Source organism: Agrobacterium sp. Ap1, from assembly GCF_017313375.1.
Lineage (GTDB): Bacteria > Pseudomonadota > Alphaproteobacteria > Rhizobiales > Rhizobiaceae > Neorhizobium > Neorhizobium cellulosilyticum.
Genome location: NZ_JAFLMY010000004.1, coordinates 281,534 through 294,638, shown reverse-complemented (window position 1 = coordinate 294,638; position 13,105 = coordinate 281,534). Strand labels below are relative to the sequence as shown.

Below are 13,105 nucleotides of genomic sequence, written 5' to 3'. Positions count from 1 at the left end.
CTCGGGCCTTGCTCGTGCACTTGTCTTTTGTCATTTTCGAAACATTGCCGGATGCAATCAGAATTTTAGAATAGTCGTGTAGATCAGGTCTGGTTGTTTTGGCTGGCGGGACCAGCGAGTTCTAAACGGAGAATTTCATGCACCAGTACGACCTCATCGTGGTTGGCAGCGGACCGGCCGGACGGCGTGCAGCCATCCAGGCGGCCAAACTCGACAAGAAGGTGCTTGTCGTCGAGCAGGGTCGGCGGGTCGGCGGCGTATCGGTTCATACGGGCACGATCCCGTCGAAGACGCTGCGCGAAACCGCGCTTAATCTTTCCGGCTGGCGGGAACGCGGCTTTTACGGCCGCTCCTACAGGGTTAAGCAGGAGATCAGCGCGGAAGACCTGCGCCGCCGCCTGCTCATTACGCTCGACCATGAAGTCGACGTTCTGGAACATCAGTTTGCCCGCAACCGGGTCCAGCATATTCGCGGCAAGGCGAGCTTCGTTTCCAAGGATACGATGCAGATCGTCAAGGACGACGACGACACGGTTCACGTTTCGGGCAAGAGCATTCTGCTCGCCGTCGGCACCCGGCCCTTTCGGCCGGCCTCCATTCCGTTCGACAACAAGACGGTTCTCGACAGCGACGAATTGCTGGAAATCCACAATCTCCCCCGCTCGATCGTGGTGATCGGCGCCGGCGTTATCGGCATCGAATACGCGACGATATTCAGTGCTCTGGACGCCGCTGTTACCGTCATAGATCCGAAGTCGACGCTGCTCGACTTCATCGACAAGGAAATCATCGAGGACTTCACCTACCAGCTGCGCGACCGCAACATGAAGCTGCTGCTTGGCCAAAAAGCCGAGAAGGTGGAAAAACTGGCGGACGGCAAGGTCGCCGTGACGGTCGATACAGGCCGCAGGATCGTCGCCGACATGGTGCTTTATGCAGCCGGGCGCGTCGGTGCGACCGATACGCTGAACCTTGCCGCCGCAGGGCTTGACGCAGACAGCAGAGGCAGGCTGCGTGTCAATCCGGAAACCTTCGAGACCTCCGTTCCGGGCATTTACGCTGCCGGTGACGTTGTCGGCTTTCCGAGCCTTGCCTCCACATCTATGGAACAGGGGCGAATCGCTGCCCGCGTCGCGGTCGGCGCCATGGCCAAGGAACCGCAGAAATATTTCCCCTACGGCATCTACGCCGTGCCGGAAATCTCCACCTGCGGCCTGACCGAAGAAGAGATGCGCGAACGCGGAATCCCCTACGAATGCGGCGTCGCCCGGTTCCGCGAGACGTCACGCGGCCATATCATGGGCCTCGACAGTGGCCTATTGAAGCTGATCTTCTCGCTGAAGACGCGGCGCCTGCTTGGCGTGCATATCGTCGGCGAAGGTGCGACCGAACTGGTTCACATCGGCCAGGCCGTGCTGAACCTCAAAGGCACCGTCGAATATTTCGTCGAAAACACCTTCAACTATCCGACACTCGCCGAAGCCTACAAGATCGCCGGCCTCGATGCCTGGAACAGGATGGGGGAAAAACGGACGGACGAAACGCCGGCCAAAACCGTTCAGCTGACCGATGCGGCCACGCCGACAACGGTGGAGCCAACCGTCACGGTGGAAAAGAAGAAGGCGTCTTCGAAGTAGCCAGTATTTACTGATCAACGAAAAAAGCCGCCCCGAAAGGAGCGGCTTTTTTCGTATCCACATTGTGGCAGTCGGCAGATACAAAAATGGCCCCGAAAGGGGCCATTTTCGCAAATTTTCGTCGCGATTAACGCGAGTAGAATTCGACGACCAGCGACGGTTCCATGATGACCGGGTACGGTACATCCGAGAGAGCCGGTACGCGAGCGTAGGTGGCAACCATCTTGTTGTGGTCGACTTCGAGGTAGTCCGGAACGTCGCGTTCAGCGAGCGAAACGGCTTCGAGAACCGTAACGAGCTGCTTGGACTTCTGACGGACTTCGATGACGTCGCCGGCCTTGCAACGGTAGGAACCGATGTTGACGCGAACGCCGTTGACCGTGACGTGGCCGTGGTTGACGAACTGACGGGCAGCGAAGACGGTCGGAACGAACTTGGCGCGGTAGACGATGGCGTCCAGACGCGATTCCAGCAGACCGATCAGGTTTTCACCGGTGTCGCCCTTGCGGCGGTTAGCTTCTTCGTAGATCGCGCGGAACTGCTTCTCGCGGATATCGCCGTAGTAGCCCTTCAGCTTCTGCTTGGCGCGGAGCTGTACACCGAAGTCGGAGAGCTTGCCCTTGCGGCGCTGGCCGTGCTGGCCCGGGCCGTATTCGCGGCGGTTAACCGGGGACTTCGGACGGCCCCAGATGTTTTCGCCCATACGGCGGTCAATTTTGTACTTGGACGATTCGCGCTTGCTCATCGCATTTCCTTTCGAACAGTTGCACCGGTTTGTTGCCAAACCGGATGAAGGAAACACGCCCTCCTCTGAACCTCGTTTTGGAAGTTCTGACAGGCTTCTCACGAAAGCGATCGGAGAGTGCCACGGGACATGTCAATAAAACACCGGGCGTTGCCACCCGGTGCCGGGCCGGTCTTTAGGGGGCTGTCATGGAATTGTCAACAGCGGAATAGCTTTAAGCCCCTTATTCCGCAGCGATCTTGAGATCACCCTCATCCGGCGCTTCGGCGCTACCGGGCGCAGTTTCGGCCTGCAGGTCCGGGAAGGCGACGATTCGTTTGCCGGCGAAATCCGCGTGGACGACGATCAACCCCTGCTCCTCGAAATAACCGAGAAGGCGCCTCGCGCGGCGCGCGGAATGGGTGCCGTAAGCGCGGGCGATGCGGGCATCAGACGGGCAAGGCTCGGAACCGAGTGCCGCCTTGGCCATCATCAGGAACACGCCCTGAAGGTCATCGGAGACACCATTCGACAGCGAAAGCACGGTCGCCCAGGCCTCGCTCGCCGCCATGGTCGCATCGACGCCGGAACGGGCGATCGCGGTGCGGCGGCGGAAATCGCTGAGCGAGATCGGCGGGCCGGGCAGACGGCGCATGCGGGCGCGCACGAGAAAATCCTGATAGAGGACGCTGTCGGTCCGATAAGCCGATTGCGGATCGTCGAGAATTTCCGACATCACCGCCATCAGCCGCTCTTCGCGCTCTTCTTCAGTCAATTCCGGCATGGCCACACGGGATTCGTTGGCCGCTGGCTGAACTGCTGCCGGCGTCGAACGGGAGAGTTCAGCCAGAATATCGGTGGTCGGGCGTGGCGTCGGTGTCGGGCGGCGAACTGCGGTGATCGGCCGGGCGAATTCTTCCGGATCCGGCGTGAAGATCAAGTCTTCGACATCCTGCGGCGCATCCGGCAGCGGCATCAGCTTGGGGCTGGAGGAGCGCGCCGATGTTTCGACATTGCCGATGACGATCGGCAGCGGGCGGCGCGACAGAGCCGGGCCGAGAGCAACGAAATTGCCGCGCTTCAGGTCACGGAACATTTCCGCCTGGCGGCGATCCATACCGAGCAGGTCGGCCGCTCGCGCCATATCGATATCGAGGAAGGTACGACCCATCAGGAAGTTTGAGGCTTCGGCCGCAACGTTCTTGGCAAGCTTTGCCAGACGCTGGGTTGCTATGACGCCGGCGAGACCACGCTTACGGCCGCGGCACATCAGGTTGGTCATCGCGCCGAGCGACATTTTTCGGGCATCTTCTGAGACATCGCCGCCGACTGACGGCGCAAACATCTGCGCTTCGTCGACGACAACGAGAACCGGGTACCAATAATCGCGATCGGCATCGAACATGCCGTTCAAAAAAGCGGCTGCGGCCCGCATCTGCTCTTCGAGATCGAGACCCTCAAGCGTGAGCACGCAGGAGACGCGGTTCTTGCGGATGCGGTTGGCAATGCCGGCGAGCTCGGCTTCGGTGCGCTCGCCATCAACGACCACATGGCCGTATTTATCCGACAGCGTGACGAAATCGCCTTCTGGATCGATAACGACCTGCTGCACCCAAGGGGCGGACTGTTCCAGCAGGCGCCGCAGGAGATGCGACTTTCCAGAACCGGAATTGCCCTGAACAAGCAGACGCGTCGCCAGAAGCTCCTCGATATCGAGCTTGGCCGGCGCACCGCCGGTCACAGTTCCCATATCGATGCCGACTTGCACTATGCTGCCCTCGTATGCCGTAAATTGGTGGTTTGCCGGCGGTCTTGCTGCGGTGACACAGCGCGCCGACCCCTCCCCTTAACAGAGATCGAGATTCGTTTCTTCGGGAAAGAGAGAAAAATCAACAGGCATTAAGATCAGACATTTGCGATCAGGCGGCAACGCGTTTGAAGCCGAGCGACAGTAGCCCCGCACCGATCATCAGCGAACCGCCGGTGCGATTGACGATACGCTGGACCTTGGGCTTGCGGATCGTGTCGCGCGCCATCGAGGCAAGAAGTCCGTAGAGCGCGGCATTGATGGTTGCCAGAATGAGGAAGGTCACTTCAAAAACCGCCATCTGGAAGAAGAGCGGCCGCGACAGATCAAGAAACTGCGGCAGGAAGGCGACGAAAAATACGATGCTTTTCGGGTTCAGCGCCGTCACGGCATAGGTGTGGAGGAGGACCCGGAACGGGCGGATAGCCGCCGCATCTGCCTCTTCGACGGCCTGCGCCTGTCCGGATACCGGCGCGCGCCACAGCTTGATACCCAGATAAATGAGGTAGGCGGCACCGACCCATTTCAACACGGTGAACAGCATGGCGGATGTTGCCAAAAGCGCACCGAGGCCAAGCATGGAGGCGGTCATGGCGGTGAAATCGCCGAGCGCCACGCCAGCCACGGTCGCGCTTGCCACCTTGCGGCCATGGCTCAACGCATAGGAAATGACGAGAAGGATAGTCGGTCCCGGAATTGCCAGCAGCACGGCGGATGCGGCAACGAATGCAAGCCAGTGTTCGAGCGACATGGAAATTTCCTCAGGTAGATAGCAAGATCAAGTCACGGAAAGATCCGCATGACAAGTGTGCGTTTCAGGCGCAGCGGCGCCAGCTGTAAAGAATGTCAGGCTCGTATTGTTCGTTGTCTGCGCCATCGGTTTCGCGAACGGCCTCAAATCCCTGACTTTCATAAAAATGCCGGGCACCGGTATTCTTCTGAAAGGTCCAGAGATTAAGGCGCGCATGACTGGCCTTGGCGAGATAGAGAAGGCGAGAGCCGATGCCCTGCCCCTGCATGTGCGGCAGGATATAAAGTTGATCGACCCGGCCCTTGCGGAACGCGATAACGCCGATCAGTTCACCCTGTCGGGCAGCACCCCAGATGGCGCAATTCGAGAACAGGTATCCCGACCAGAAAGCCCGATCCTCTTCCGGCTTGTGAAGGCCGGCGAGCCATGGAAGTCGCGCATGGAATGTGGTGCGAAACACATTCGATGCGGCCTCCATGTCTGCCAGGGCCAGTTGGCGGCAGGTCAGACCGTCGCTCACAGGTAGTTCCTCCAGTCGACGAACCGGGACTGCAGGACGAAATCGACCTCCGGAACGTTCTCGGGCAAACCGATATCCCGAAGCATGTGATTGTCGAGATCGGACGAGCGGTTTGCCGAAAACGGCGAAGAGCGCCTGACGAGGGTCGCGACAAGTGCCTTTATCAGACGCCAGGGACCGTGGCGCCGGTGAAGAGCGTCCATTTCTGCCGACAGAACATCGGCAACCATTACGTGCATTTCACGCATAGCTTTTCCGCCCCGCCTCGCGCATGCGAGCGGGTCCTTTCGTGGTTTTGGAAAGACGCGCGCGGAAGTGCTAACGGCAATAGCCGTCAGACGGATAGACCGGTCACGTCAAATCGAGTTTAGATCGAGAAAGATGCCAATAGGCGGATTCCGGGCGTTATCAGCCGCGGAAAGCCAGTCCGAGCAGATTGCGCGGGTAATTCACCCGCATGGTTCGGACCAATCCGCCAGAGAGGCGCATGTAAGCAGAAAATGTATTCATCGATGCTCTCCCTTGCTTGAGTTGCGGATGCTGGAACATTGCACGGTCTTTTCAAACGCGCAAGCACCCACAATCGAAAATTGCACTCAAAGGTATTTTTGTTGCACGAGGGCAACAGTCGGCGATCAGGCCATGCCTCAGCCGGTGCGCAGGCCAAACCCCTGCATCAGGCGGCGGGTGGCAAAATCCGGATTACCTGAGGTGAAGACGGCAAAGTCGAAACCTTCGGGATGTTCAGCGCCTTCGATGAGCGGCGCTTTGCGTCGAGCCTGCCTTGCTATTGCTTCGGCCGGGTCGAGCCAGTCGACGGGCCAGGGCGCAAGACGACGGAAGAGATTGGCCATGAAGGGGTAATGCGTGCAAGCAAGCACGACGATATCGGTCTTCTCGCCATCCTTCTCGACGAAACATGGGGCGATCTCGGCGAGCACCTCGTCATCGGAAATCGCCTCGCCGCGGATATAACTTTCCGCCATGCGGGCAAGGTTTTCGGATCCGACAAGGCGGACATGACACTGGGTGGCGAAGGACTGGATGAGATCGCGCGTATAGGCGCGCTTGACGGTGCCGGGTGTTGCCAGAACAGAAACGAGGCCGGAGCGGGTGCGCTCGGCGGCAGGCTTGATTGCCGGCACTGTGCCGACGAAGGTCATTTGCGGGAATTTTTGGCGAAGTGCGGCACCGGCAAGGGTGAAAGCCGTATTGCAGGCGATGACGCAGATTTCGGGCTGATGTTCCGCAAGAAGCTTTTCGAATAGCGAAAGGATGCGGCTCTGCAGAGCGCCCTCCTCCCAACTGCCATAGGGAAAGGCTGCATCGTCGGCAACATAAACGAAACCGCGCTCGGGCATCAGCACGCGCGCTTCACGCAGCACCGTCAGCCCACCGATGCCCGAATCGAACACCAGTATGGGCTTCAGCTCATTCGCCGCTGTCATTCCCCTCTGTCTCCCCTGCCTCTGAGGCCTTCCTCTGTCTCGGAACAATCTTTTCCGGCCATTGCCGCGGAAAGCGATCAAGCGAGCGTATAACACCGCGAAACACGCTGATCTCCTGTTCGGAAAAGGCCCGACGCGACAGGACGGCACGAAGGTTGTCGATCATTTTGGGCTTTTTTTCAGGCGGATGGAAATAACCGCGGGCATCCAATGCCTCCTCGACATGCTCGAACATGCCGAGAACCTGTTCCTTGGTCGAGGGATTCTGTTCGATCGGCTGGAAGCGAGTTTCCTCGAGATCGTCGATGCCCGACTTCATCCAGTCATAGGACATGAGGAGCACGGCCTGGGCGATATTGAGCGACGCGAAGGCTGGGTTGACCGGGAAAGTAACGATTTCGTCGGCAAGCGCCACTTCCTCATTGTTCAGACCCCAGCGCTCGCGACCGAAAAGGATGCCGGTCTTTTCACCCGCTTTGAATTTTTCCCGCAAGGTGGCGGCGGCGAAGACCGGCGAGCGGACGGGCTTGAAGCCGTAACGTTCGCGCGCCGTCGTCGCATAAACGAAGTTGAGATCGCTGATCGCCTCTTCCAGAGTCTCATAGACCTTCGTGCCGTCAATGACGTGATCGGCCTTGGAGGCGGCAGAGCGCGCCTTTTCATTCGGCCAACCGTCACGCGGGTTGACGAGGCGCAGTTCGACGAGGCCGAAATTGGCCATGGCGCGGGCGACCATGCCGATATTTTCTCCGAGTTGCGGCTCGACCAGAATGATCGCCGGCCCTTCGGCAATGAGTTCACGTTCGCTATTGGTGCCCGACATATTCGTTTCCGCTTGTTCTTGGAGCCGGGCAATAGACCCGTCGGCCAACAACGGCAAGCCGGTTATTGGCTCTTTTGCTCATCTGCTGCCGGTGGATAAAGGCGATTGAGCAGATTGGCGACCATATCCGCCCCATGTTCGGCGCCCTGCCCCGGTGCCGGCAAATTGCCGCTTGCAGCAGCATGACGCGGCGTCTTGATGGAAAAACAGTCCGCCTTCCTGGCTGTGGCCTTCTCCAGCGCCTGCCTTGCATTATCGATCGCTCGGTGCATTTCCGGGTCGTTGCCGTTTCCAGCATTTGCAAAATCCCGCGCCAGGATCCGGGCCCAATAGGAGGTGGCGAGGAAAATCGCCAATGTCTGGCGGATCGGCCCCGGCCGGGTGACCAGCGACCATGCACTGCCCAGCGGACGCGCAGCAACGGTCAGGTCTCGGTAAGTCTCATCGAGGCGGTTCGACAATTCGATCAGCCGGTAGCGGCTTTCCCCGTTGTCCACCGCCTCCAGCAATTGTCCGAGCGCGTCGTACCATCGGGCAACCGCCAGTTCGACGGTCGAGCGGGTGGAGGATGGAAAGATGACGAAGGCGACGAACATGCCGGCGATTGAGCCGATCACCGTTTCCTCAAGCCGCAGCAAAAGAACCTCATATGTGAGCTGGCCGATCAGGCCATAGACGAGGCAAAGCACGATGGTGACGAAGAAGCTCAAAAGTGCGTAGGAGACCTGCAGGTAATAGAAAGCCAGAAACACGCAGACGGACGCAAGGCCGACGGTTGCTACCGTATGACCGGAAAGAAGCGTCGCCAGGGCAAGCCCGATCGCAACGCCGAGCAGGGTGCCGACTGATCGCTGGATCGCCCGCAGCGCCGCGTCGCCGCGCGAGCGAGTGTTGTTAAACACGAGAAATGCCGTCAGCACGGCCCAGAACCAGCGGTCACGGGAGAGGAGCAGCCCGAAGACCATGGCGATACCGGAGGCGATGGTGATCTGGATGGCCGCGCGCACGAGCGGGTTCTTCCAGGAGAAATCCGGTTTCACCGGCGGCCCTGCCCGCGGCAAGTCGCCAAAGGCCATCAACTGCTGGAAGGCCCGGTCGGTGGCAGCCTCACGCAGGGCGGAAGAGGCCCGCTGCAGCCATAACAGCGCATGGACGCTATGCCTTGTTCGCTCTTCACTGGCCGCAATAGAAGGGTCTTCCGCGATCAGCTTTGCCGCGACCGCATCATCATGGAGCACGGCATTCACAAGAGCGGCAGGCGGCAAGGCCACAAGCGATTGCACGATGACGCTTTCAGCGGCAAGGTGAAGATCGAAGATGGCGATCGAAACGGCCATGACGGGACTGCTGTCACTGGGCATGGAACCGTCAGCACTGCGCGGGAGAAGGCCTTCCGCCATCAGCACCACGTCCTTCAGCTGCTCTTCCATCTGGCGCAGTTCGAGGCGATCTTTCTCCGTCAGCGTTCCGCTTGCGGCAAGCCCGGCAAGTCGCAGCAGAATATCCGACACACGATGCTCTATCGCCCGAAAAGTTTTGCTCAGATCGCGACGCCAGTCGTCAACCAGCAGGTATTTGCGGATCAGGTGCCCGAAGGCGACGGCAAAAAGCGGCCCCAAAGCCGCCAGCGGCAGTTCCGAAAATGTCGGTCGCAAATAGGCGCCGATGAAATAGGAAATGAACGCGAACATGCCGACGGCAAAACCGCGCTGGCCGAATACGCGTGCAATGCTCGCCGCAAGGATGACACATAGGAAGGTCAGGTCGGCGACAAGCCGGTAAGGTTCGAGCGCTGCCGCAAGCGTGATGCAGAAAAGGCTTGCCGTGCAGCCCATCAGGCGCGTCGTCAGCTGGTCGCCGGGCCTCTTGTCCTTCACGGCGACGCCGCCTTCGATCGACAGCACGATTGCCAGCGCATAGGAAATCGACGGCAGCGGCGTTACCGCCAGATGAATGGCGATCAGGACGAGGATCGAGGCGAGGATGGTGAGCGTCACACGCGCTCCCATCTTCACCCGCGACAAGGCGGGATCATGGGCCAGCAGGCGATCGGCAAACGTCATGGCCATCCGCCGCGCCCTAGACATCGCTTGTATCATGCCGAAAGCCGGGCACGCCCGGCATCACTCGCCCTTGGCTATCGACTGCATTTCCTCGACGACGCTATCGCTTTCGCCATCGGCCACACGGTGGATGTCGTCAATGACGGGCTTGCCGCCCTCATCGATCACATCGAAATGCACTTCGGAGACCGTGTCCTTTAGATCGGCGTCATCGATGCAGGTCCATTGCTTGAACGTGACCTTGAAGTCGGTTTTGCCATTTACCGCTACGCCCGGCGCGATGACGATATCCTGCAGCGGGCAGCCATCCTGCGAGGCGGTGACGACATCGTAACCGAATGGGTCGCCTGGCTGGTTGTTTTCCGTTTCATAGGCCGGATGCTTGGCGGCATCGGCATAGGCCGTCTGGAAGCGCTTGCTGAACAGGCGCGCCAGCGGATCGGGATCGAAGATGAACTTCCAGTCGCTGTCGTTGCTGTTCCAATTTTCTTCGGTGACCTTCATCACCTCCTTGACCGGATCGACGGGTTCGGCAGCAACCGAAACCGTGGACAGAAACGACAGGGCAAGAGCGAGCGGCAGAGTTCGCATGGCGGTGATCCGTATTCGAAGCGATTTGCGCGGACATTACCCCTCGGCCTTTATTTGGCAATGACCATTCTTGCTGTTTTTCAAAGCCAGAAGGGCCCTGCGTTGAAATCTCACAGAAAAGCCGCCAATCCCTGTCTCACGGCTTTGCACACCTGCCCTGCGATGTTATAGCGCAACCCGTTGATCCATTCGGGGCCGGTCCGGCCCATACACGACAAGAGGAAGTCCATGCAGAAGATCAAGGTAGCCAACCCGGTCGTCGATCTCGACGGCGACGAGATGACCCGCATCATCTGGCAGTTGATCAAGGATAAGCTGATCCTGCCCTATCTCGATCTCGACATCGAATATTACGATCTCTCGGTCGAGAACCGCGACGCCACCGACGACCAGGTGACGATCGACGCCGCCAACGCCATCAAGAAGCACGGCGTCGGCATCAAGTGCGCCACCATCACGCCGGACGAAGCCCGCGTCGAAGAATTCAAGCTGAAGAAGATGTGGAAGAGCCCGAACGGCACGATCCGCAACATCCTCGGCGGCGTCATCTTCCGCGAGCCGATCATCATGCAGAACGTGCCGCGTCTGGTTCCGGGCTGGACCAAGCCGATCATCGTCGGCCGTCACGCTTTCGGCGACCAGTATCGCGCCACCGATTTCAAGTTCCCGGGCAAGGGCAAGCTGTCGATCAAGTTCGTCGGCGACGATGGCCAGACCATCGAGCATGACGTGTTCGACGCTCCATCCTCTGGCGTTGCCATGGCAATGTACAACCTCGACGATTCTATCCGCGATTTCGCCCGCGCTTCGTTCAACTATGCCCTGCAGCGCGGCGTTCCCTGCTACCTGTCGACCAAGAACACGATCCTCAAGGCCTATGATGGCCGCTTCAAGGATCTGTTCCAAGAGATCTTCGACGCCGAATTCAAGGCACAGTACGACGAAGCCAAGATCTGGTACGAACATCGCCTGATCGACGACATGGTCGCTTCCGCGCTGAAGTGGTCCGGCGGTTACGTCTGGGCCTGCAAGAACTATGACGGTGACGTCCAGTCCGACATCGTTGCACAGGGCTTCGGTTCTCTCGGCCTGATGACCTCGGTTCTGATGACGCCGGATGGCAAGACGGTTGAAGCCGAAGCAGCACACGGCACGGTTACCCGCCACTACCGCCAGCACCAGAAGGGTCAGGAAACCTCGACGAACTCGATCGCCTCGATCTTCGCCTGGACCCGTGGCCTCGCACACCGCGCCAAGCTGGACGACAATGCGGAACTGACGAAATTCGCCGACACCTTGGAAAAGGTCTGCATCGACACGGTCGAAGCCGGCTTCATGACCAAGGACCTGGCGCTGCTCATCGGCCCGGATCAGCCGTGGCTCTCGACCACTGCTTTCCTCGACAAGATCGACGAAAACCTTAAGAAGGCCATGGCGTAAGCCATAATCTTCGGATTACATTTGAACGGCGGGGTTTTCCCCGCCGTTTTCTTTTGCGCCGGAGGCTTAGCATGTCTGCCAATCGTCCTGTCGAAATCCGCCCTCTCGCGCCATCCGATCGCGAGGCGTGGCAACCGTTGTTCGAGGCCTATATCCGCTTCTATGAATCGGAACTACCGAAGGAGCAGTACGACATCACCTGGTCGCGGTTTCACGACCCGGAAGAACCTATGCATGCACTGGGCGCATTCGACGAGGGCAAGCTTGTCGGCATCGTGCATGCACTCTTCCACCGCTCGACCTGGCTGCCGGACACGACCTGCTATCTGCAGGACCTCTATGTCGATGACAGCCAGAGAGGCCGCGGCGTCGGCGAGGCGTTGATCGAGAAGGTGGCGCTGCTTGCCCGGGACAAGAATGCCGGGCGTCTCTACTGGCTGACGCAGGAAAAGAACGACGCGGCGCGGCGTCTCTATGACCGGGTCGCCGTGGCGCCGGGTTTTATCCAGTATCGCAAGCCGCTTTAGCAGATACTACCAGCCGGGCCGGGCAATCCGGTCGCCATTGCCGCGAACTTCAGACCTTAATTGTATGCCGCACGCTCCAAAACAAGGAGCGGCAACAGGAGGACAACGGATGGCAGACGAAATTCTATTTTACACCAACCCGATGTCGCGCGGCCGCATTGCCCGCTGGATGCTGGAGGAAATCGGCGCGCCCTACCGCACGGAGATCCTGCAATTCGGCACGACGATGAAGGATGACAGCTACAAGGCAGTCAATCCGATGGGCAAGGTCCCGGCAATTATTCACGGCAAAAAGACGGTGACGGAATGTGCGGCGATCTGCGCCTATCTTGCCGATGCCTTTCCCGAAAAAGGTTTGGCGCCCTCGCTCGCAGACCGCGCCGATTATTATCGATGGATGTTTTTCGCTGCCGGTCCGCTCGAAGCGGCAGTGAGCAACCGTGCGCTCGGCTTTGAAGTTCCACCCGGCCGCGAGCGGATGATCGGCTACGGCAGTTTTGCCGAAGTCATGGATGGGCTGGAATTCGCCCTTCGCAGCAATTCCTACATAGCCGGCGAAAAATTCAGCGCGGCGGATGTCTATGTCGGCTCGCAGATCGGCTGGGGGCTGCAATTCGGCTCGATCGAAAAACGGCCGGCCTTCGAGCAATATTTCGGGCGCATCGCTCTTCGCGACGCCTATCAGCGTGCGGTGGAAAAGGACGACATGGCAGCATCTGCCCTTCAAACCACTTGATTGACGAAAGCCAAGATTCATCATGAATCCGGAGGCTT

13 protein-coding genes are annotated in these 13,105 nt (G+C 59.4%); 4 read left to right on the top strand and 9 right to left on the bottom strand.

Features of this window, described 5'->3' with window-relative positions; genetic code table 11:
- Positions 1-137: 137 nt before the first annotated feature.
- Positions 138-1,637, top strand: a complete 1,500-nt coding sequence (gene sthA, locus JZX87_RS10390) for a Si-specific NAD(P)(+) transhydrogenase (protein ID WP_286194413.1) — start codon at positions 138-140, stop codon at positions 1,635-1,637.
- A gap of 127 nt (positions 1,638-1,764) precedes the next feature.
- Here sthA and rpsD read toward each other — a convergent pair whose 3' ends face one another.
- The 9 genes from rpsD to JZX87_RS10345 form a co-directional block, all read right to left on the bottom strand.
- Positions 1,765-2,382 carry a 30S ribosomal protein S4 gene (gene rpsD / locus JZX87_RS10385; protein WP_148146435.1) on the bottom strand — a complete coding sequence of 206 codons (618 nt, stop codon included), beginning with the start codon at positions 2,380-2,382 and terminating at the stop codon, positions 1,765-1,767.
- Positions 2,383-2,605: 223 nt separating this feature from the next.
- Positions 2,606-4,129 (bottom strand): helicase HerA domain-containing protein, encoded by a 1,524-nt coding sequence (locus JZX87_RS10380; RefSeq protein ID WP_206825323.1) that lies wholly within the window; start codon positions 4,127-4,129, stop codon positions 2,606-2,608.
- 151 nt (positions 4,130-4,280) lie between these two features.
- Complete coding sequence (locus tag JZX87_RS10375; protein ID WP_206825322.1) at positions 4,281-4,919, bottom strand: LysE family translocator; 639 nt, start codon at positions 4,917-4,919, stop codon at positions 4,281-4,283.
- 64 nt (positions 4,920-4,983) lie between these two features.
- Complete coding sequence (locus JZX87_RS10370; RefSeq protein WP_353654177.1) at positions 4,984-5,439, bottom strand: GNAT family N-acetyltransferase; 456 nt, start codon at positions 5,437-5,439, stop codon at positions 4,984-4,986.
- Positions 5,436-5,687 carry a hypothetical protein gene (locus JZX87_RS10365; protein ID WP_148146431.1) on the bottom strand — a complete coding sequence of 84 codons (252 nt, stop codon included), beginning with the start codon at positions 5,685-5,687 and terminating at the stop codon, positions 5,436-5,438. The genes JZX87_RS10370 and JZX87_RS10365 overlap by 4 nt, the downstream gene beginning before the upstream one ends.
- 399 nt (positions 5,688-6,086) lie before the next feature.
- Positions 6,087-6,887 carry a glutamate racemase gene (gene murI, locus JZX87_RS10360; RefSeq protein ID WP_206825321.1) on the bottom strand — a complete coding sequence of 267 codons (801 nt, stop codon included), beginning with the start codon at positions 6,885-6,887 and terminating at the stop codon, positions 6,087-6,089.
- A complete protein-coding gene (locus JZX87_RS10355) occupies positions 6,871-7,710 on the bottom strand; it encodes an RNA methyltransferase (protein ID WP_206825320.1) in 840 nt (279 codons plus the stop codon). The genes murI and JZX87_RS10355 overlap by 17 nt, the downstream gene beginning before the upstream one ends.
- A gap of 62 nt (positions 7,711-7,772) precedes the next feature.
- Positions 7,773-9,773 carry an FUSC family protein gene (locus tag JZX87_RS10350; RefSeq protein WP_502711309.1) on the bottom strand — a complete coding sequence of 667 codons (2,001 nt, stop codon included), beginning with the start codon at positions 9,771-9,773 and terminating at the stop codon, positions 7,773-7,775.
- Positions 9,774-9,833: 60 nt separating this feature from the next.
- Positions 9,834-10,364 carry a hypothetical protein gene (locus JZX87_RS10345; RefSeq protein ID WP_148146427.1) on the bottom strand — a complete coding sequence of 177 codons (531 nt, stop codon included), beginning with the start codon at positions 10,362-10,364 and terminating at the stop codon, positions 9,834-9,836.
- 228 nt (positions 10,365-10,592) lie between these two features.
- On the opposite strand from JZX87_RS10345, the gene JZX87_RS10340 reads away from it, so the two are divergent.
- The 3 genes from JZX87_RS10340 to JZX87_RS10330 all read left to right on the top strand — a co-directional run bounded on the left by JZX87_RS10340 (position 10,593) and on the right by JZX87_RS10330 (position 13,067).
- Complete coding sequence (locus JZX87_RS10340) at positions 10,593-11,804, top strand: NADP-dependent isocitrate dehydrogenase (protein ID WP_148146426.1); 1,212 nt, start codon at positions 10,593-10,595, stop codon at positions 11,802-11,804.
- 71 nt (positions 11,805-11,875) lie between these two features.
- Positions 11,876-12,331: a GNAT family N-acetyltransferase gene (locus tag JZX87_RS10335; protein ID WP_148146425.1), complete on the top strand. Its 456-nt coding sequence runs from the start codon at positions 11,876-11,878 to the stop codon at positions 12,329-12,331.
- 109 nt (positions 12,332-12,440) lie between these two features.
- Complete coding sequence (locus JZX87_RS10330) at positions 12,441-13,067, top strand: glutathione S-transferase family protein (protein ID WP_206825318.1); 627 nt, start codon at positions 12,441-12,443, stop codon at positions 13,065-13,067.
- The last annotated feature ends 38 nt before the right edge of the window (positions 13,068-13,105 follow it).

Coding starts and splice junctions, on each gene's coding strand:
- JZX87_RS10365 (WP_148146431.1), bottom strand. CDS start 5,687: ATGCGTGAAATGCACGTAATGGTTGCCGATGTTCTGTCGGCAGAAATG.
- JZX87_RS10355 (WP_206825320.1), bottom strand. CDS start 7,710: ATGTCGGGCACCAATAGCGAACGTGAACTCATTGCCGAAGGGCCGGCG.
- JZX87_RS10335 (WP_148146425.1), top strand. CDS start 11,876: ATGTCTGCCAATCGTCCTGTCGAAATCCGCCCTCTCGCGCCATCCGAT.
- JZX87_RS10375 (WP_206825322.1), bottom strand. CDS start 4,919: ATGTCGCTCGAACACTGGCTTGCATTCGTTGCCGCATCCGCCGTGCTG.
- JZX87_RS10350 (WP_502711309.1), bottom strand. CDS start 9,773: ATGACGTTTGCCGATCGCCTGCTGGCCCATGATCCCGCCTTGTCGCGG.
- JZX87_RS10330 (WP_206825318.1), top strand. CDS start 12,441: ATGGCAGACGAAATTCTATTTTACACCAACCCGATGTCGCGCGGCCGC.
- JZX87_RS10340 (WP_148146426.1), top strand. CDS start 10,593: ATGCAGAAGATCAAGGTAGCCAACCCGGTCGTCGATCTCGACGGCGAC.
- murI (WP_206825321.1), bottom strand. CDS start 6,887: ATGACAGCGGCGAATGAGCTGAAGCCCATACTGGTGTTCGATTCGGGC.
- JZX87_RS10345 (WP_148146427.1), bottom strand. CDS start 10,364: ATGCGAACTCTGCCGCTCGCTCTTGCCCTGTCGTTTCTGTCCACGGTT.
- rpsD (WP_148146435.1), bottom strand. CDS start 2,382: ATGAGCAAGCGCGAATCGTCCAAGTACAAAATTGACCGCCGTATGGGC.
- sthA (WP_286194413.1), top strand. CDS start 138: ATGCACCAGTACGACCTCATCGTGGTTGGCAGCGGACCGGCCGGACGG.